Origin of the sequence: Vibrio sp. S234-5 (assembly GCF_000960595.1) — a bacterium.
In the GTDB taxonomy this organism is placed as follows: Bacteria; Pseudomonadota; Gammaproteobacteria; order Enterobacterales; family Vibrionaceae; genus Vibrio.
This window is the reverse complement of the sequence record NZ_JZAM01000266.1, coordinates 25,433-43,664: the sequence shown is the minus strand read 5'-3', so window position 1 is coordinate 43,664 and position 18,232 is coordinate 25,433. Positions and strand designations below refer to the sequence as shown.

Below are 18,232 nucleotides of genomic sequence, written 5' to 3'. Positions count from 1 at the left end.
GACCATGACTTATTTTTTCCAAACACTACAAAATGAAACATGCAGTGCTCAGCAGAGTATGCTGCAAGCGCCGGTGTTTGCGGCCTGTGCCAATGGCGATATCTCGCTTGAGATGTACCAACGTTTTCTGACTCAGGCTTATCATCACGTTAAACACACAGTGCCGCTTCTTATGGCCTGTGGTGCGCGTCTGAGCGACGATTATGAGTGGGTCCGCGATGCCATCGCCGAATACATCGACGAAGAAAAAGGCCATCAAGAGTGGATTTTAAATGATATCCACGCCAGTGGTGGCGACGCCGATGCGGTGCGTGCTAACCGTGCGCAAGGCCGAGTGGGTACGCCGATTGAGCTGATGGTGGCTTATCTCTACCACCAAATTGACCGTCACAATCCACTCGCTCTGTTCGGCATGGTGTGGGTGTTGGAAGGCACTAGTGTGGGTGTCGGTGGCAACATTGCCCGTTTGGTAAAAACACAGCTTAATTTGCCTGCCGAGGCGATGACCTATCTCACCTCACACAGTGAGCTGGATCAGCAGCACATCCGTTTTTTTGCTGCCTTGATGGATAAGATCACCGAGCCAAGCGATCAGCAGGCGATCATTGACTCGGCCAAGATGGTGTTTCACCTCTATGGGCAAATGCTGTGTGAACTCTACCCAAGTCCACTTGGCAAAGTGGCTTAGGAGCGCTGTATGAAAATTGAAGACAGCCATATTCTGCTCACCGGCGCTTCTGGCGGCATTGGGCGTAGCATCGCCAAGCTATTAGCTGAAAAAGGGGCGCGCCTGACCTTAGTTGGGCGTGATGGCGACAAGCTAAACGCGCTGCGTCAGTCGTTGGTCAATGCTGAAAAGCACAAGCTGATCTGTGCCGATTTGAGTAGCGCGCAAGGGATTGCACAGATCCGCCGCGCCGCGCTGCAATGTATCCAGCAAGACGAGCGGATTGACGTGCTCATCAACAATGCGGGCTGCAATCAGTTTCGTCTATTGGCGAAACGCAGTGCCGAATCGATAGAGAGTGAGATTGCGCTAAACCTGCTCACGCCGATCCACTTAACCCAATCGGCGCTAACTTGGCTGAACAAACCGGGGATCATTCTCAATATCGGTTCGACTTTTGGCTCGATAGGTTACCCCGGTTACGCCACCTACTGCGCTGCAAAATCAGGTTTATTACGCTTTAGTGAAGCGATGAACCGAGAGTTGGAAGGCACGGGCATCAAGGTGCTTTACTTGGCCCCGCGTGCCACTAATACCGAGCTCAATAGCGAGGCGGTTAAGCAGCTGAATCAGGCGCTTGGCAACCATTGTGATGAGCCGGAAGTGGTGGCGCAGCACGTGCTGACAACCTTAGAGCGCGAACACAATATGCGTTGGATAGGTTGGCCTGAGCGGCTGTTTGTGCGCATCAACCAGATCTTGCCGTTTTTGGTCTCGGGCGCGATTCGCAAGCAGCAATCGGTAATTCTTTCATTTCTTAATCGTTAACCTTTGTTTCTCAGGGAGAGGATGTCATGAACACTCAAATTTCTCTTTTGGTTTTGGCGGCGGCCTCGCTGACTGCTTCGATTCCCGCACACGCGATCACTCCGCTGGAAAAAATCCAAGCAGACTGGGCTCATTGCCAGTACCAAGTGACCGACAGCGATGAGCAAGAACGCTGTTTTGAAAATGTGATTGCACAAAATACCGTCGAAGTGAACATCGCCCCCAACAACGCGGAGCTAAAAGTCTGGCTTGCGATCAACAAATCGTCATTGGCGGGTGTGCGCGGCGGTTTAGGTGCTCTATCCTTAGTCAAGGAATCTAAGGCCTTGTTTGAAGAGGTGATTAAGCAAGCACCGCAAACACTGAACGGCTCGGCCTACACCAGCCTTGGCACACTCTATTACAAAGTGCCCGGTTGGCCGCTTGGTTTTGGTGATGATGACAAAGCCGAAGAGATGTTGAAGAAAGGGCTTGAAATTAACCCAAACGGCATTGACTCCAACTACTTTTATGCTGATTTTCTCGCCGAACAAGGCAAGAAAGCCGAAGCCAAGCAGTATCTCGCCCGCGCGCAGCAAGCACCCGCCAGAGCGAACCGCCCACTGGCCGATAAAGGGCGGCAAGGGGAAATCGCCCGTTTACTGGAGAAATTAAAATAATCTATGCGCTTATTACTGGTTGAAGACGATACACAATTAGGCGAATCCATGCTCGCGGCGCTCAGTCGGCATGGATACACGGTGGACTGGCTTGAGCGCGGTAGTGGTGTCACTACCGCGCTGAAAACCGAGCAGTTCACCGCCGTGATCCTCGATCTCACTTTGCCAGACATTGATGGCCTAGAAGTGCTGCGACAAATTCGCCGCGCCGGTTACACTTTGCCCGTGATGATCCTGACCGCACGCGATGACATCAGCGATCGAGTCAAAGGGCTTGATGGCGGCGCGGATGAGTACATCGGTAAACCATTCGCATTAGAAGAGTTGTTGGCGCGCCTTCGCCTCATCATTCGCCGCAGCAGTGGCAGTGCTGAAGAGCAGATTCAGGTCGGCGAACTGACGTTATCTCTCTCAAAACAAGAGATTTGTTGTCAGCAAACGCCACTGAAACTGACGCGCAATGAGTATAAGATTTTGGCCACCATGATGACCCAGACCGGGCGTGTATTGAGCAAAGAGCAGTTGCAGCAGGCGCTACACGGCTGGGACGAAGGCAGCAGCGACAATGCCATCGAAGTGCACATTCACAATTTACGCAAAAAGCTACCGGATAACGTAATCAAGAATGTCCGCGGTGTGGGGTATCTAATTGAAAAAGCATAAAGTTTTCTCGATTAAACGCCGTTTAACCCTTTCTGTTGTGCTACTAAGTTGCGCACTTATCCTTTTGTCTCTCTACTTCAGTTTTTCTGCCGCACAAGATGAGGTTGAAGAAGTGTATGACGCGCGTTTGGGTCAAGCAGCGAAACAGCTTTTGATGGCAACTGCGCTGTCGGCGGAACATCTAGCACGAAAAGAGCAGCGTGAACATTTTGATGAGTGGATGGAGAATATTCAGCGCCTTTCTCACGCTCGGGATGATATCGCCACCGCTTTTGGTCACCCCTATGAACAGAATATTCTCTTCCAATTCTATCGTGACGATGAGCTAATATTCAGTTCTGACTCGCAACAAGCTGCGCTGAGCCTTGGTCGTGATCATCAAGGCTTTGGTGATGTACAGACTGAAGGACATTTCTGGCGCATTTTTCAGCTCGCTCAACCGCACAGTCAGCGTGGCTATGAATACGTCTTAGTGGCGGAAAAGCAGCACATACGTGATGAAGCGATCAATGAAATTGCGCTCTCTACGGCGCTGCCACAGTTGGTGCTCATCCCTTGTTTAGTACTGCTGATGATTGTTCTCATCGATCGCAATTTCCGTCCGATTCACGAGCTAAAATCGGCCATCGCGGTGCGCAGCGTGCATAAACTCGATCGCATCTATGTGCGTGAACAAACCGCCGAATTGACCCCTTTGGTGGATACCTTAAATGAACTGCTCGAACAACTTGAGCAAGCGTGGCAGCGGGAAAAACGTTTTACGCGTATGGCGGCGCATGAACTTAAAACACCGCTGACGGTGCTGCGTTTAAATGCGGAGAACGCCCTGCACAGCCAAAACCCAGAAGAGTTAAAACATGACTTGGGCATGATCCTCAAAGGGATTGACCGTACCGACCGTTTGATTCACCAACTGCTTACTTTAGCTAAAGTCGAAAGCCTAGCCGAGCTCACAACTCAGCAAGTTGAGCTGTCGGCTTTGATTCGGCAAGTTATCGCCAATCTCGCGCCATTGGCCATCAAGCAGCAGCAACAGTTGAGCTTTGAGGGGGAAAAATATTGGCTGCAAGGGGACGAGATTCTGCTGGGGGTGCTGTTTAAGAACTTGATCGACAATGCGATTCGCTATTCTGGCACGGGGAGTGAGATTGAAGTGCAACTCACGGTGGATGCCCATGGCGCGCAAGTGACGGTGGCAGACAGTGGGCAAGCGATCAAAGAAGAGGTGCGCGAGAAAATGTTCGACAACTTTTATCGCGCCAACACGGAAAAAGGCGATGGCGCTGGCTTAGGAATGTCGATTTGTCGTGATATTGCCCAGCGTCACGAGGCTAGCGTAGAGCTTTTAGCTAGAGAAGGTGAGCGTAATGTTTTTTGTGTGCGTTTTTCATCCTCATGATGACGAATGCAGAGACAGCACCGCAGTGAAATGCTGTTGAAGGGGCTGGGATAGAGGTTGATTTCAAAATGATTGCTTTGGCTGAAGATTGCTATCAAAGCTTGAGATTAAGCGAAGCGGCATAAAGAGGCTTTTACTTAGAATATTTATTGGAAGCTGTTCGATGAGGCGCTTTTGATGTCAGCGCCTCACACTGAAATGTGCGAACTAAAACTCGGCATCCACTTGAAAATGCATGCGCTCTTTGCGGTAAGGGTGGTCGAGCTCAAGCGACTCGGCGTGCAAGTGCAGTCGGTTTGCCTTCTCACCATATAAACCATCGCCCACCATCGGCATGTTCAAACCAAGGTGATGAGCGCAATGAACGCGAAGTTGGTGAGTGCGCCCTGTTCTTGGGTAGAGGTAAAGCTTGCTGCGACCATCGCGAATTTCAATCAACTGCCAATCAGTGTGCGCGGGTTTTCCGTGTTCAAAACAGACCAGTTGGCGCGGTCTGTCGTCTGGGTCGCCTCGCATGGGCAGGGTGATTTCCCCTTGGTTTTGCGACACTTCACCTTCCAATAGCGCCACATAACGCTTTTGCACGCCACGAGAAATAAACTGCTTTTGCAGGCTCTTGTTGGCACGGCGAGTGAGGGCAAACACCAACAGTCCTGAGGTCGCCATGTCTAAGCGGTGAATCACAAACGGCCCTTCCACGTCAGGGAATAGCGCTTGCAAACGGGTATAAGCGGAATCGGTAATGGTTTTGCCCGGCACCGATAACAGCCCAGAAGGTTTGTTGACCACGACCATTGCTTCGTCTTGATAGACGATTTCCAGCGCTTTGTCTTCTGCCCAGTTTTCTTCCAGCGGGTTCGGGTCCATGTTCAGCCCTTGCAGCATATGGCCCAAAATAGGGTGGCATTTACTGTGGCAGGAGGGGTAAAACTTTTTGTGTTGGCGCACTTCCGATTTCGGCGACACCCCCCACCAAAATTCCGCCATTGCCAGTGGCTTCAAGCCGTGGGTAAAAGCGTATTGCAGCAGTTTTGGTGCGGCACATTCGCCAGAGCCGGCTGGTGGTACAGGGCTGGTGGTCGGCGCGAAAATCGCGTTGAGATCGCTCGGCTCCCCGCGCCCATTGAGGAAGCGATACTGAGCAAACAATTTGTGTTGCAAGGCGTTCGATAAGGTTTTGCGCTGCTCTTTGAGGGCTTCAAGCTGAGCAAGAAGTGAGTTCAAACGCGCCTCTTCGCTGGCGAGTTTTTCATCCCATTCCAGTTTGAGGTATTTGAGCACGTTTTTCTCAGCCACGCTTTGTTTGGCAAGATCATCCAACACCGCTTTGAGCGCATCGCCAGTGAGCGTTGCTTCCGCTTGCTCGCGCTGTTGCTTGCGTGCGGCGCGCCCTGCAATCATCGCTTGGCGCTGGGCCTGCTCTTGCGCTTGGTAAGCTTGGCGGTCTGCTTCAATTTGCTGGCGAAGTTGCATCAGTTCAGAGCTTTGCGACAGCTGTTTTACTTGATGGTTGATGTCGTTGATTTCGGCAAACTCACGGTGGAAAAAGCTCTCTTTGGTCAACATGTCAAACACCGGCGGGACAAAACCCGGCAACAAATTTTGCTCCGCCACTTTGCCAGAAAAGGCACTTAAAAAACCGATTTCACCTTGTGGGTTTTGCACCAGCAACACGCCAAACATTTTGCCAATCGCGTGCTCATCGTCACTGACCACTTCGCCGTTCAACAAGCCAAAGTTGTGCTGCCACTCTTGCTGAGTGAGCAAATGGTGTTGCAACTGCTCAGCGGCCAACGCACACAGCGGGTGCGGTGTGTAGTAAAACGGGAAGGTAAAGCGCTCGGGCAGGGCGTAGCCGTCGATAGCGGTGGTGAATGGCGTAAAGCAAGGGTCCGGCGTGTGCATGAGGGAGTCCGCGCAAGTCAAAAAAATCGAGCGAGGATTGTACCTATTTTACGCAGGATTGCACGGCGCAAAGGTTCGCTGTTGTCACTCGTTGCAATGAATTAGGCAATTTTTTGGCGCAATCAAAAATCCATGAATATACTTTATGTGCATTAATGCATATCTGAGCAATAAGCCCATGCGGTATCGGGCAGCACATAACAAAAGTACATAAAGTAAAGGAAGCAAATATGGATTTTCAGCGTTTGGCCGGGTTGCAGTTAGAACGAAATCCGCGCTTATCGAACCGAGACATCAGCCATTTAGCAGCCGATGTGAACGCCGTGCGTTGTCTGACTCAGGCCGCGATCAACGTCGAGCTGTTTACTATTCCGTTGTACATGACCACCATGTACTCGATATATGGCATGCACTCGATCACAGGGAAAGACAATGCGCTCTATCTTGGTCGTCGTTGGCCGGGCATCACGCCGACTCCGAACCCGCAAACTGCCAATCAACAAGCGTGTAACTTGATTTTCAGTGTCTTTATCCAAGAGATGCTGCATCTGCAAATGGCGGCCAATATTCACAACGCGCTCAGTGCGACCGTGGCAGGTAGCCAAGCGGCCGCGGCCGATTTCAACTCGCCACTGCTGGTGAATGAGAACAATGGCTGGATCTGCTACGGCCCGGACAAAACCACCATTCCGCATATTTTGGATCTCACCGACTTGTCAGAAGCACCCTATAACGCGGTGAAAGTTGCGCTGGGTGGCTTGGATGAAAACAGCATCAACCTATTTTTGTTGATTGAGGAGCCGTCGGATGTGCTCGCCAGCCGCATCAAAGCGACTGCGCACGATAAGTACATTGCAACTAATGGCAAAGGCGTCGAGAGCTGTGTGCCGTTTAAAGATTGGAGCGCGCAATCTACCGAAGCCGAGCTGCCGCAATTTGGCACCATTGCGACCATGTATGAATGTTTGGCCGCGTATTTGAATGTCACTTACAGTGACGGTAGCAGCCTGTTTAACAATATGTTTAATCCGGATTCGATTCAGCGCGACTTGTTCAATACCGAAGAGAGCGGCCACCCGCTGGCAGAGTTCCCACGCATGAAAACGGTGGTGGACGCTAAAGAGGCCAATCAAGCGAAAAGCCAGATTTTCCAGTTGATGAACGCGATTACCGATCAAGGCGAAGGCGCAACCATGAAAGTGGAAGCGCAAACCGTCTTGCCAGCCGGTTTGGTGGGGGCGCCAGTTGACCCAAGCTACCAGCCAAACTTCCAAGCACTTCAAGCCGATTACAAGCAGTATGACGAACAGGGCAACGAACTGCCGATGTCTGGCGCAGCGCACGCCCGCTTCTTTGGTGGCGTGGTGGATCACTACGACCGTTTCCAGCAAGTGAAGGGGTTGTTGGAATCCGGCGAAATCACCACCTGGGCCGATTGGCATGCCAACCCAGCCAATAAATGGCAGCCAGACGAGCTGCAAACCGCAGAGTACCAACACAACCAATATGCGGGTGTGTTGCCTTCTGCTCAGGCGGTCTCCACGGCGCTCAATAACCTCAAAGCGGGTGGCGACGCCAGCTGGCAAGAGATGAGTCATGTGGCTGCTGGTGCGATTGCAGGCATTACCACTGTGCTCAATAAATACTGGACAGACAAAGGTGTCGACTTCCCGTTCCCGTCAATGTCAGGTTCTGGCGATCGTGTCTCCATCTGCTGGGCGGTGTTTGGCCAAGCACCGGATCTGTCGCTAGGAGAGTACCAGCGCATTCCTGAATCGCAGCGTGATTATCTCTATCACGCTTGCCAAGGGATGGCGCTGGAGCCAAACCCAAATGAAACGGGCAATAGCTGCGCGTCGAAAGAGATTTTCCACACCTGTCGCGGCTCGAACAGCTGTAAAGCGGAAGGGGGCTGTGGTTTTGTGCAAAAAACCTCTGGTGGCGGCTCGGGTTGTCGCAGTTTGAGTGCCACACCGAGCAATAAGAATGCGGTGCAAGCGGGTTGCGGCGCGCCGGAGCTCTACTCTCCGCCCGCCGATAACGCTTGTGGTGGCTTGGGCGGCTGTGCGGTGCCCATCTCCGCCTCACAGCTCTATCCCGATGGCGGCCTGATGCCCATTTACCAATTGCGCGCTGGACAGCATCCAGAACAGGTTTCCGGTGAGGGGGTGCAGTTTGCCACCGGTGATGCGGTGTATGACATTGCTTGGCAGGCGTACAGCAAAGCGCTGGCTGCTGAAGGAAAAACGGCGGGGGACAAGCCACAACCTTCTGACCTGCGTTTGGCCTTCCCACCATCAACGTAAGAAAAATAACAGCTTGCCTATTTGCAATGCACTTCGCTCTGTCTGCCCTTTGGCAGACAGAGTTGTTATGACTACACATTCAGTTGAAAGGATGCCAATGCGTTCCAAGTCAGATCTGCCTAATTTCCCAGCATCGACACCGCCCCATTCTCATGCAGAGGACTCTCATGCCGAGCTTAGCGCTTCCATGGGGTTTGGTGTCGGGCTTCGCTCTTGCCATTTTGCTTGGCTTGAGCAACACCTACTACCAGAGCAAAGCGGCGTTGATTGGTTTGAAGCGATCAGCGAAAACTACCTCGACCACCATGGCTATGCGCGCCACTTACTCGTTAAGCTGCGTGAACACTATCCGATTGCCTTGCATGGCGTTTCGATGTCGATCGGCTCAAGCGATCCGTTGGATAAAGAGTACCTTGGCAAACTGCGGCTTTTGTGCCAAGAACTGGAGCCGAAGCTGGTCTCCGACCACCTTTGTTGGACAGGGATTCAAGGGATTAACAGTCACGATCTGTTGCCGATGCCACTTACCGAAGAGAGCCTGACGCATGTTTGCGCGCGGGTGCAGCAGGTACAAGAGTTTCTGCAACGGCCGCTGGTGATAGAAAACCCCAGCACCTATTTTGCTTTTCAGGAGAATCAATTCCATGAGTGGGATTTCCTTGCCCAGTTAGTTCAGCGCAGTGGCTGCCGCTTGCTGTTGGACGTCAACAACGTCTACGTGAGCGCGAAAAACCTCGGCTTCTCCGCTCATGACTACTTGGCGGGTATTCCGCTCGATGCGGTGGTGCAGTGTCATTTAGCCGGTCCGACCGATTGCGGAACCCATTTGATCGACACGCACGACAAGCCAGTGCCAACCGCTGTGTGGCAGCTCTATCAACAAATGATCGAACAGGCTGGTAGGCCGATTTCCACATTGCTCGAGTGGGATGCCAATATTCCGGATTTTCCCGAACTGGTCGGCGAACTGAATCTTGCTAAAGCGGTATTGCAAGGGCACATTCCACAACGTGAGCCGTTGAGGCAAAGCGAGCATGCGCCGCTCTCGACGCCGATTGCCGATGCGCTTGGCCGCAAGCAGTTCGTCTCTGCGCAGGAGGTCGAATGAGCTCATCTAATGAGTTAGCCGCGCGTCAGCAGTGGTTGCTTGAATCGATTCTACAAGGCCCCAAAGCCAGCCAAATGGCCAGCGAGTTTATTGTGGGCTCGGCGCAAATGTCAGCGGCAGCACGTCTGGCCATATATCAGGACGGCTATCGGCTGCGTCTGCTTGAATGCATGGCGGCGGAGTTTCCGGCATTGCAGCACTACCTCGGAGAACCGCTGTTTCGTTTATTCAGCTTAGGTTATCTGCAACAGCAGCCTTCCCGTCACTACAGTTTGTATCAATTGGGTGAGGGATTTGCTGATTTTCTCGCCGCAACGCGCCCGAGTGCAAAGAGCGTGCAGCCACAATGGGCAGCAGGGCTTAAGATTCCAGAGCAACTCGCGAGATTCGAGAGGGCGCGGGCAAATGCGCTCCGCGCTGAGGGCGCGCAGCCGCAGAGCACGCTGGAGTTAGGTTGTCTGTTTCACTTTCCAGCGCTGGCCTTGCCTCAAAGCAGTACATTAGTCGAGCACGATTTTGCGCTGCATGACTATGTACTCGCCGCTGATCGCCACGCACTGGCGCTTGAACAAGGTCAGAGTGCTGAAAAGCCCGCCATGCCTGCAGCACAGCCCGAGTCTCTGCTGGTCTATCGCCATCAATTTCGCGTCAAAGTGGTCAAACTTGAAGCTTGGCAGGCCGATGTGCTGCGCGTACTAAGTGCCACGACGCACAGAGCACAAAAGGGCAAAGCCATGCAAGCGGATTGGCAAACCTTGCTTGAGCACAGCCGACTCGCTGAAAGCGAACTGCTGATGAAACTCAACCTGTGGCTGCCACAGGCTTTAAAAGAAAATCAGCTTACGCTTGCCGAATAACGTTGTTTGAAAGCGTAGGCAGGGCGCTTCTTCGGTTTGCAACGGTGAAAAGCGTGCGCAGCGCGGCACGTCCCAAGGCATTAATCCAACTGAGGCGAGGTGGTCGCCGCTGGCGAGTTTACCGTGGGTAGGTTGCGATTAAAAATGCTGAGCAAGGCAGGGCTATCTTGGCGCTGTTTCGGGAAGAGTAAGTAGTTGCTGTTGGTGAGAAAAGGCACAGGATGGTGGGTTATCCGTTGTCTCAAATGAGGGATCTCTTTATTAATCAGATAGTAGCCTATGTGTTTCTCTTCGGGGACAATTTCAACTCGTCCTTTGGCTAATTTTTCTAGGTTTTTAGCCGCCAAGCCATCACGTTCCATGTAGAGAACGCCACTCTCAATCAGCGCATCCATCTGCTGTCCATAGCTGTATGCAATCACACCACCCAGTTTGTACGGGGCCAGATCGCTAAGGGATTGCCACTCAAAAGGTTTTGCACTGGGGTAGAAAAAGACAAACTCTTCTTGGCTCACTGGTTGGCTATAGTAAAAATCGTTCTCCCGCTCCGCGCTGTGCATCCAAATCGCCGTCGCATGGTAAAGCCCCCTCTGTGTTTCGGCGTACGCTCTTGCCCAAGGGAGAAAGTGGAACTGAACTTGATACCCTTCAGCCGCGAAGGCGGTTGAGATGATTTCGGCAACGAAACCATAATTGTTTAAATCACTGCCGATAAAAGGAGGCCATTCGCCCGAAGCGATATGGATGATGTTATCTGCGCTAGCGATGCTTTTCTCGATACGCTTTTCTGTAGCGTAAACCTTGACTCCCCAACTGCACAGAGCAAGTAAGCATAGGCCCCACTGAATGTGTTTAAAAAAGGCAGATTTCAACAGCGGAACTCCTTTGTTGTCATTGCGTAATGACTTGATGATGGGCGCAGACGATACCGACTGTCAATTTATCGAACAATTATCCATGAGAAGAGTCGCGCCTTGGCCATCCACAAAGGCGCAACTTGTGACGGGCGCAGCATGTCATACAAGTAACACCCGTTTCTCATCGCCTTGTCACAATCGGTCACTAGCTTGTTCGGATCTATGAACAATAAGGAAGTTTTAAATGCTTATCTCCCATTTTCGTCTGGGTGCGCTGGCGCTCATCTTGGCCAGTTCTTCTTTTGCCAGTTCCGCCGACTCGTTCAAACGTATCGCCAGTTTTCCGGTGGCCGACAATGTGCCCCATGGTATGGACAGCAAAAAGCCGACTTCGGCAGAGATCATCACCGCCACAGAAGATGGCAACACACTGATTTATTCCGACAGTCCACTCGGCGGGATCGGTTTTATCGACATCAAGCAGCCCCATATGCCGCAAGCCGCCGGGTTTCTCTCGCTGAATGGCGAACCCACCTCGGTAGCCGCGTATGATAAATGGGTGTTGGCGGCGGTGAACACATCGAAAAACTATACCCAGCCTTCGGGATATCTGGCGATTGTGTCGGCGACTGGGCGCAAAGTCGTCGATAAATGCGAACTGGGCGGCCAACCAGACTCGGTCGCCGTCTCTAAAGATGGTCGCTACATCGCGGTGGCGATAGAAAACGAGCGCGATGAGAGCCTTAATGACGGCGAACTGCCGCAGTTGCCAGCGGGTTTTCTGGTGATCATTGCAGCGCAAAAAGGCAAAGCCGACTGTTCCACGGCCAGACGTGTGACGTTGACTGGATTGGCGCAGATCGCCCCCGACGATCCTGAGCCGGAGTTCGTCGCATTCAATACCGCCAATCAAATTGCGCTGACTTTACAGGAAAACAACCACATTGTGATTGTTGATGCCGCCAGTGCGAAAGTGGTCAATCACTTCTCGGCAGGTCGTGTGGACTTGCAGCAGATTGATGTGAAAAAAGATGGCGCGCTGCTGTTTACTGGCGAGCAGAAAGGCGTTTTGCGCGAACCGGATGCGGTGAAATGGCTCGATAATGAACGTCTGGTGATCGCCAATGAAGGTGACTATCACGGCGGCGCACGGGGTTTTACCATTTTCAGTAAGCAGGGATCGGTGCTGTTTGAAAGCGGCGCGTCATTTGAGCATCAGATCGTGCGCGCCGGGCACTATCCAGAAAAACGCTCGGGCAAAAAAGGAGCAGAACCGGAAGGGCTGGAAGTCGCGACTTTCAACGGTCAGCAGTACATTTTTGTTTTGTCGGAGCGAGGCTCGGCGGTCGGCGTGTATCAAGACCATCGGGCGAATCCGCGCTGGATGCAACTGCTGCCTTCGGGCATTGCGCCAGAATCGGCGGTTGCCATCCCCCAGCGTAATTTGCTGGCAACAGCCAACGAAGCCGATCTCAATGCTGAAGGCGGTGCACGTTCTCATGTGATGATTTATCAGCTGAGTTCAGGTGAGCCGACCTATCCGCAAATTGTCTCGGTGAATGACGAACACGGCGCGCCGATTGGTTGGGGGGCGCTTTCTGGCCTTGCTAGCGACGTCAAAACGCCCAGCAAATTGTATGCAGTGAATGACAGCTTTTATTCTTCACAGCCGACGATTTTCACTATCGACGCAAGCAAAACGCCTGCGGTAATTAAGGGCGCTCTTACGGTCACCCGCGACGGCAAAGCGGCGAAAAAGCTGGATCTGGAAGGCATTACGACCGATGGCAAAGGCGGCTTTTGGCTTGCCTCGGAAGGCAACGCCGCCAAAGAGGTTCCGCACGCGCTTTATCATGTCAACGCCAAAGGCGAAATCCAACAAACGGTTGAATTTCCAAAAGAGTTGTTGCAATACGAAACTCGTTTTGGTGCAGAAGGGGTGACGTTAGTCGATGATACTTTGTGGGTTGCGGTGCAAAGACCGTGGAAAGATGACCCAAGTGATCGGGTCAAATTGCTCGCGTACCACATTCCGTCGGATACGTGGCGCGCGGTGCACTACCCGCTTGAACAGACAGAAAAAGGTTGGGTCGGTTTGTCGGAGATCACCGCATTCCAAGACAATCTCTACCTGTTGGAGCGCGACAATCAACTGGGCAAATCAGCCAAAATCAAACGCTTGTACAAAGTCTCGCTTAAGCAAATTTCGCCTGTCGCGCTTGGGCAAACCTTGCCTGTGGTGCAAAAAGAGCTGGCGTATGATTTCTTGCCAGAACTTAAGGCAGGCAATGGGTATGTGGTCGATAAAATTGAAGGTTTCACCATCGACCCGCAAGGCCGTGGCTACGCGGTGACCGATAACGACGGCGTCGATGACAGCAGCGGCGAAACCTTGTTCTTCAAACTCAAACTGGATTTTCTTGATCGTTAATTCTGTTTCCCCCGGTTTTCGGCGTGAAAGCCGGGGGTGTTTCGCTTAAGTTACGCGTGTTTTAAACAATCCCTCACTAATTTGTAGCGCTTTTGTAACCAATTCTCTACCAACAAGACATCGTTCGTTCCATGCTGGCGCAGTTTTTCGTTTTCCAAGTTGACCCGCACACGCTCATCACAGGCACCTATGATCCCGCTTTGGCGCAGCTTTCCGTCCTGCATGGCCTCCTTTCACTGCGTCACTATGGCAGCCTAACGGGGCTGCTTGTCTCACTCTGCCAACGATTCTAGCGCTTGGATTGCCGCGTGCGCTTTCTCTTGTGGGACAAAAATATGGTCATGGTAATAACCAGCAACCACATTGGCGCTGATGCCATGCTCGGCGAGCTGGCTCGCAAACGCCGCCGTTAAGCCAACGGCTTGCAAACTGGAATGCACCGTTAACGTAATCAGGCAAAAGACGCCATCAAATGTCAGGCCGCCAAGCTCGGCTTTGTCGCGTGGTACAACCAAGGTCAGCCCTTCTTGCTCACGAAAGGTCGCAATCGGCTCTAGGTGCAAATAGTCGGCTAATGGACCATCGACGCAGCAGAAAACATACTCACCGTCGAGCAGTTTGGGTGACATGGATTTTAGCAGCAGGTCTAAATCGGTAATCGCGCTCATAATAACTCCTTGTAAAGTGGCTTGGCCGCAAGCTTACGCGGCGATTTGGCCGAAGTACACCGTATGATATTAATCCATGATTAGCTGCGCTTATCGCTTTGTCGGCACTGGTGAATCAGGGCGAGCAGCGTGTCGAGCTGCGCTTTGGCCTCATCTTGTAAGGGATACCCTGCGTTGATGCGCAGACAATCTTGATACAAATCCAACGTGGTGAAGAGTTGCCCTAAACGTACATCCAACCGCTGCTCCTGTGCCTGTTTTGCAAAGGCATCTGCATCAAGAGCAGGGATCTGTAGCCAGATAACCATGCCACCTTGCGGCTGGCTGATTTTCACCTCTGCGGGTAGATGGGCGCTGAGATACTGGAGATATTCGCGCTTAAGCTGCGCCAATTTCTGTCGCCGCTTTTTGACCTGACGAGCATAGTGCCCCGAGGCGATATAGTCGGCGACGGCGAGCTGCATGGGGGTTGCTACGCCGTAGCTGCTGACCGAAAAGCGGCGTTGGTACGTCTCAAGATAGCGCCCGGGTAGGCACCACCCCAACCGATAACCGGGGGAGAGGCTTTTCGACACCGATCCGCACCACAGCACATAGCCATCGGTGTCGTAACATTTTGCCGGTAGCGGCGTTGTTTCTTCGTGGCTCAACTCCAGATACACGTCGTCTTCAATCACTGGGATCTGGTATTGGTTGGCCAACTTTGCCAAGGCCTGTTTCTGTTTGACCGACATAGTCATGCCCTGCGGATTCATGTGCGAGGTGCAGAAGATCGCGGCGGTGACCACGCCTTGCTGGAAATGGGTCTCCAACTGAGCGAGATCAACTCCGTCGTTCAGTGAAGGAATTTCGACGATGCTGCGTGACATCTCGCCAAGGAGCTGCAAAATGCCGTTAAAACAAGGGGAACTGATGGCGATGGCATCCCCCGGCTGTGTGCAAGCTTCCAACGCGGTTTTGATTGCCGACATGCATCCTGATGTCACCACAACCTCGTCAGGAGAAAAATGCAGCCCGAGCGGCGTAAAGTGATCGCTCAGCGCGGTGCGTAGTGAAAGTTCGCCACGGCTGTCTGGATAGCGATTGAGTCTGTCCCCCATGCGCTTGACCGCACGGCGAAAACTGCGTTCCAGTTCAATCACATCCGCCGCTTCACTGTGCGTGCTGGAAACCCCAAGCGGTCCATTAAAGGCGGCAGGCAACTGGTGATTGGGTTTCGCCGCAGAGATTTGGCTGACAAACTGCGTCCATTCTGGGGTGGCGTGAGAAACCGCACTGGCCGAAACAAAATAGCCCGCTTGCGGCCGGGCGTGAATTCGCCCTTGGGATTCCAGCTCCTGATAACAGCTGATAGCGGTCGACAGACTCACCGCTTGCTGTTTGGCAAGTTGGCGCAGTGACGGCAGGCGGCTGCCGGGTTTGCGTCGGCCTTGTTCAATGTCGCTAACAAACTGCTGTGCCAGTTCTTGATAACGGCTCATCTTGCGCCCCCTTAAAATTGTACTGGTTTTAATTGTAAAAATTGTATCTGTATCCCTTTTCTTGCTCAAGCCATACTCCGCCTGTCGATGATTGGCGTAGAAGGGAGAGAGTATGAAAAGAGAAGATCTGCTGTTGGCGGTTGCGGTGATGGCGATATGGGGTTTTAACTTCTCGATGATCAAGTTAGGGGTGAGCGAAGTGCATCCGCTTTTGGCGACGGCGGCCCGTTTTACCTTGGCCGTGTTTCCGGCGATATTTTTTATCGCGCGGCCCAAAGTCGCTTGGCGCTATTTGGCGGCGTATGGATTGGTGTTTGGTGTGGGCATCTGGGGCATGGCCTCTTGGTCGATCACCGCTGGCTTGTCGTCGGGAATGTCCTCGATCTTGCTCTCGACCAACGTGCTGTTTGGCATGCTGATGGGGCTGGTGGTGTTCAAAGAGCGTTTGTCACGTCGCAAATTACTCGGCGCGGGCTGCGCACTGGTGGCGCTACTGATTTTGGTGTTTGCCACCCAAGGCAATATTACGCTCAGCGGCTTGGTGCTGATTTTAACCGCTGCGATGAGTTGGACCGTGATGGGCGTGATCGTCAAAGCGTCGAAAACCACCCAAGCCTTTGCCTTTAACGTGTGGGGAATGTTGTTTGCTCCGCTGCCACTGGTGCTGTTTGCGTTGGCGCTACACGGGCCAAATATCCTGTGGCAAGTGGCGGAAAAATGGAGCACGTTCACTACCATAGCGGTGGTGTTTCAGGCCTATCCTACGACGTTGTTCGGCTATTGGGTGTGGAACAAAATGCTGATTAGGTATCCGTTAAGTACCGCTGCACCCCTGACGCTGTTGGTGCCGATCTTTGCGTTAGTTAGTGGTTTCTTTATGTTTGCAGAAACCCTGACACTGGCGCAGATCATCGCTTGCGCGCTGTTTTTGCTTGGCATTGGTTTGATTGTTAAACCAGCCAAACCCAAGCCGTCGCTTGCTGACGCAGAGGTGCTGGTACGCTAGTCACCTCGAAAAGTCGTGAATAAAATAGCGGTATCAGCGTCGAGGCAGGATGGTTTTTGTCTAACGACTTCTTATGCTAGGATTTCTCCGCATCCATCATCAGAGAATCCTATGCTGACCGCTTTAGCGATTAATAACTACCGTTCCATTCTTGATCTGGTCATCCCGCTTGGGCCGTTGAATGTGATCAAAGGGGCGAACGGGACGGGCAAGTCCAACCTCTATAAAGCGCTGCGCTTGCTGGCTGAAACGGCGCAAGGCGGTGTGGTTTCTGCCTTGGCGGCCGAGGGCGGCTTAGACTCTACCTTTTGGGCTGGCCCGGAAAAAATCACGGCGGCCATGCGGCGCGGCGATCAACCCGTTGAGCAAAGCGTGCGGCAGGAGGTGAAGCGGCTGAGGCTTGGCTTTTCGACCGATCACTTTAGCTACGCCATCTCGCTTGGCTTGCCAACGCCGACGATCTCCATGTTTGGGTGCGATCCCGAGGTAAAGCGCGAGTGTATTTGGAACGGGCCAGTTTATCGTCCGGCGAGCGCCTTGATTGACCGCACTGGTGCAATGATAAAGTCACGTGATGGTCGAAGCTGGCAGGTGGTTTCCCAGCATATTGCGACATACCACAGCATGTTTGATCAAATCGCCGATCCCATGGCTACCCCTGAAGCGTTTACTTTGCGTGAAATCATTCGCGGGTGGCGTTTTTACGACCACTTTCGCACCGATAAAGAGGCGCCAGCACGTCAGCCGCAATTAGGCACAAGAACGCCAGTGCTGCATCATGATGGGCGAGATCTCGCTGCCGCATTGCAGACCATCATTGAAATTGGTGATAAAGAGACGCTGTTCAAGGCGATTTATTACGCTTTTCCCGGTGCGACCATTCGTATTCTCAACCACAGTGATGGCCGTTTTTCGTTGGAGTTTAAGCAGCATGGACTTTTGCGACCACTAAGCGGAGCAGAACTGTCTGATGGCACTTTGCGTTACTTGCTTTGGGTCGCCGCGCTATTAACGCCTCGTCCACCGAGCCTGATGGTGCTCAATGAGCCAGAAACTAGCCTGCATCCTGATCTGCTGCCCGCTTTAGCGCGGCTGATCCTTCACGCCAGTGCCCATACTCAAGTGTGGGTCGTGTCGCACGCGCCTCGATTAATCGCCGCGCTGCAAGCCCACCCTGAATGTAACGCTATCGAGTTAGATAAGGATTTTGCTCAGACTGTGGTGCCGGGCATGGATATTCTTTCCACCCCCAATTGGCGCTGGCCGGATATGGGATAGGTAGAAATTCGGTATCGGCAACGTATCATTATATGTTGGTGTTGTGCTGTTTGTGTTGACAGCACAAGGTCACATATAAAGAGGCGACCGCGCATTTCTGCACTATCGCCTAAGTTTGT

General features: G+C 52.6%; 16 protein-coding genes. 11 read left to right on the top strand and 5 right to left on the bottom strand.

Going from position 1 to position 18,232, the window contains the following annotated elements:
* Nucleotides 1-4 precede the first annotated feature (4 nt).
* Genes UF06_RS16200 through UF06_RS16180 form a run of 5 tightly spaced genes read left to right on the top strand, consistent with a single transcriptional unit; the run spans nucleotide 5 to nucleotide 4,216 of the window.
* Nucleotides 5-688, top strand: a complete 684-nt coding sequence (locus UF06_RS16200; RefSeq protein ID WP_045571349.1) for an iron-containing redox enzyme family protein — start codon at nucleotides 5-7, stop codon at nucleotides 686-688.
* Between the two features lie 9 nt (nucleotides 689-697).
* Nucleotides 698-1,495 carry an SDR family oxidoreductase gene (locus UF06_RS16195; protein ID WP_045571348.1) on the top strand — a complete coding sequence of 266 codons (798 nt, stop codon included), beginning with the start codon at nucleotides 698-700 and terminating at the stop codon, nucleotides 1,493-1,495.
* A 26-nt stretch (nucleotides 1,496-1,521) separates the two neighbouring features.
* Nucleotides 1,522-2,154 (top strand): tetratricopeptide repeat protein, encoded by a 633-nt coding sequence (locus tag UF06_RS16190; protein WP_045571347.1) that lies wholly within the window; start codon nucleotides 1,522-1,524, stop codon nucleotides 2,152-2,154.
* Nucleotides 2,155-2,157: 3 nt separating this feature from the next.
* Entirely contained in the window at nucleotides 2,158-2,817 is a 660-nt protein-coding gene (locus UF06_RS16185) for a response regulator (protein WP_039426815.1), read from the top strand.
* 58 nt (nucleotides 2,818-2,875) lie between these two features.
* Nucleotides 2,876-4,216 (top strand): ATP-binding protein, encoded by a 1,341-nt coding sequence (locus UF06_RS16180; RefSeq protein ID WP_171816751.1) that lies wholly within the window; start codon nucleotides 2,876-2,878, stop codon nucleotides 4,214-4,216.
* A 207-nt stretch (nucleotides 4,217-4,423) separates the two neighbouring features.
* Here UF06_RS16180 and UF06_RS16175 read toward each other — a convergent pair whose 3' ends face one another.
* On the bottom strand, nucleotides 4,424-6,121 hold the full coding sequence (locus UF06_RS16175; RefSeq protein WP_045571345.1) for an RluA family pseudouridine synthase: 1,698 nt from the start codon (nucleotides 6,119-6,121) through the stop codon (nucleotides 4,424-4,426).
* A 230-nt stretch (nucleotides 6,122-6,351) separates the two neighbouring features.
* On the opposite strand from UF06_RS16175, the gene UF06_RS16170 reads away from it, so the two are divergent.
* The 3 genes from UF06_RS16170 to UF06_RS23200 all read left to right on the top strand — a co-directional run bounded on the left by UF06_RS16170 (nucleotide 6,352) and on the right by UF06_RS23200 (nucleotide 10,392).
* On the top strand, nucleotides 6,352-8,427 hold the full coding sequence (locus tag UF06_RS16170; RefSeq protein WP_045571344.1) for a ferritin-like domain-containing protein: 2,076 nt from the start codon (nucleotides 6,352-6,354) through the stop codon (nucleotides 8,425-8,427).
* A 97-nt stretch (nucleotides 8,428-8,524) separates the two neighbouring features.
* Nucleotides 8,525-9,535, top strand: a complete 1,011-nt coding sequence (locus UF06_RS16165; RefSeq protein ID WP_197541318.1) for a DUF692 domain-containing protein — start codon at nucleotides 8,525-8,527, stop codon at nucleotides 9,533-9,535.
* Nucleotides 9,532-10,392 carry a DNA-binding domain-containing protein gene (locus UF06_RS23200; RefSeq protein WP_052702570.1) on the top strand — a complete coding sequence of 287 codons (861 nt, stop codon included), beginning with the start codon at nucleotides 9,532-9,534 and terminating at the stop codon, nucleotides 10,390-10,392. The genes UF06_RS16165 and UF06_RS23200 overlap by 4 nt, the downstream gene beginning before the upstream one ends.
* Nucleotides 10,393-10,472: 80 nt before the next feature.
* Here the strand turns inward: UF06_RS23200 and UF06_RS16155 are convergent, their stop codons facing one another.
* Complete coding sequence (locus UF06_RS16155) at nucleotides 10,473-11,213, bottom strand: transporter substrate-binding domain-containing protein (RefSeq protein WP_319023890.1); 741 nt, start codon at nucleotides 11,211-11,213, stop codon at nucleotides 10,473-10,475.
* A 280-nt stretch (nucleotides 11,214-11,493) separates the two neighbouring features.
* Here UF06_RS16155 and UF06_RS16150 point away from each other — a divergent pair, with 280 nt between their 5' ends.
* Nucleotides 11,494-13,680 (top strand): esterase-like activity of phytase family protein, encoded by a 2,187-nt coding sequence (locus UF06_RS16150; protein ID WP_045571341.1) that lies wholly within the window; start codon nucleotides 11,494-11,496, stop codon nucleotides 13,678-13,680.
* Nucleotides 13,681-13,730: 50 nt separating this feature from the next.
* Here UF06_RS16150 and UF06_RS26910 read toward each other — a convergent pair whose 3' ends face one another.
* The 3 genes from UF06_RS26910 to UF06_RS16140 all read right to left on the bottom strand — a co-directional run bounded on the left by UF06_RS26910 (nucleotide 13,731) and on the right by UF06_RS16140 (nucleotide 15,829).
* Entirely contained in the window at nucleotides 13,731-13,904 is a 174-nt protein-coding gene (locus UF06_RS26910) for a hypothetical protein (RefSeq protein ID WP_171816744.1), read from the bottom strand.
* A 48-nt stretch (nucleotides 13,905-13,952) separates the two neighbouring features.
* Nucleotides 13,953-14,348, bottom strand: coding sequence for an ACT domain-containing protein (locus UF06_RS16145; RefSeq protein WP_045571340.1), 396 nt, complete (start codon nucleotides 14,346-14,348; stop codon nucleotides 13,953-13,955).
* Between the two features lie 80 nt (nucleotides 14,349-14,428).
* Nucleotides 14,429-15,829, bottom strand: coding sequence for a PLP-dependent aminotransferase family protein (locus tag UF06_RS16140; protein WP_045571339.1), 1,401 nt, complete (start codon nucleotides 15,827-15,829; stop codon nucleotides 14,429-14,431).
* 112 nt (nucleotides 15,830-15,941) lie between these two features.
* On the opposite strand from UF06_RS16140, the gene UF06_RS16135 reads away from it, so the two are divergent.
* Together UF06_RS16135 and UF06_RS16130 are read left to right on the top strand one after the other, a co-directional pair.
* Nucleotides 15,942-16,835 (top strand): EamA family transporter, encoded by an 894-nt coding sequence (locus UF06_RS16135; RefSeq protein ID WP_045571338.1) that lies wholly within the window; start codon nucleotides 15,942-15,944, stop codon nucleotides 16,833-16,835.
* Between the two features lie 111 nt (nucleotides 16,836-16,946).
* Complete coding sequence (locus tag UF06_RS16130; protein ID WP_045571337.1) at nucleotides 16,947-18,113, top strand: AAA family ATPase; 1,167 nt, start codon at nucleotides 16,947-16,949, stop codon at nucleotides 18,111-18,113.
* The last annotated feature ends 119 nt before the right edge of the window (nucleotides 18,114-18,232 follow it).

What these genes read in the sequence shown, in the direction of transcription:
- UF06_RS16135 (WP_045571338.1), top strand. Translation starts at nt 15,942, where the DNA reads ATGAAAAGAGAAGATCTGCTGTTGGCGGTTGCGGTGATGGCGATATGG.
- UF06_RS16150 (WP_045571341.1), top strand. Translation starts at nt 11,494, where the DNA reads ATGCTTATCTCCCATTTTCGTCTGGGTGCGCTGGCGCTCATCTTGGCC.
- UF06_RS16190 (WP_045571347.1), top strand. Translation starts at nt 1,522, where the DNA reads ATGAACACTCAAATTTCTCTTTTGGTTTTGGCGGCGGCCTCGCTGACT.
- UF06_RS26910 (WP_171816744.1), bottom strand. Translation starts at nt 13,904, where the DNA reads ATGCAGGACGGAAAGCTGCGCCAAAGCGGGATCATAGGTGCCTGTGAT.
- UF06_RS16165 (WP_197541318.1), top strand. Translation starts at nt 8,525, where the DNA reads ATGCGTTCCAAGTCAGATCTGCCTAATTTCCCAGCATCGACACCGCCC.
- UF06_RS16200 (WP_045571349.1), top strand. Translation starts at nt 5, where the DNA reads ATGACTTATTTTTTCCAAACACTACAAAATGAAACATGCAGTGCTCAG.
- UF06_RS16140 (WP_045571339.1), bottom strand. Translation starts at nt 15,829, where the DNA reads ATGAGCCGTTATCAAGAACTGGCACAGCAGTTTGTTAGCGACATTGAA.
- UF06_RS16130 (WP_045571337.1), top strand. Translation starts at nt 16,947, where the DNA reads ATGCTGACCGCTTTAGCGATTAATAACTACCGTTCCATTCTTGATCTG.
- UF06_RS16170 (WP_045571344.1), top strand. Translation starts at nt 6,352, where the DNA reads ATGGATTTTCAGCGTTTGGCCGGGTTGCAGTTAGAACGAAATCCGCGC.
- UF06_RS16195 (WP_045571348.1), top strand. Translation starts at nt 698, where the DNA reads ATGAAAATTGAAGACAGCCATATTCTGCTCACCGGCGCTTCTGGCGGC.
- UF06_RS16175 (WP_045571345.1), bottom strand. Translation starts at nt 6,121, where the DNA reads ATGCACACGCCGGACCCTTGCTTTACGCCATTCACCACCGCTATCGAC.
- UF06_RS16145 (WP_045571340.1), bottom strand. Translation starts at nt 14,348, where the DNA reads ATGAGCGCGATTACCGATTTAGACCTGCTGCTAAAATCCATGTCACCC.
- UF06_RS23200 (WP_052702570.1), top strand. Translation starts at nt 9,532, where the DNA reads ATGAGCTCATCTAATGAGTTAGCCGCGCGTCAGCAGTGGTTGCTTGAA.
- UF06_RS16185 (WP_039426815.1), top strand. Translation starts at nt 2,158, where the DNA reads ATGCGCTTATTACTGGTTGAAGACGATACACAATTAGGCGAATCCATG.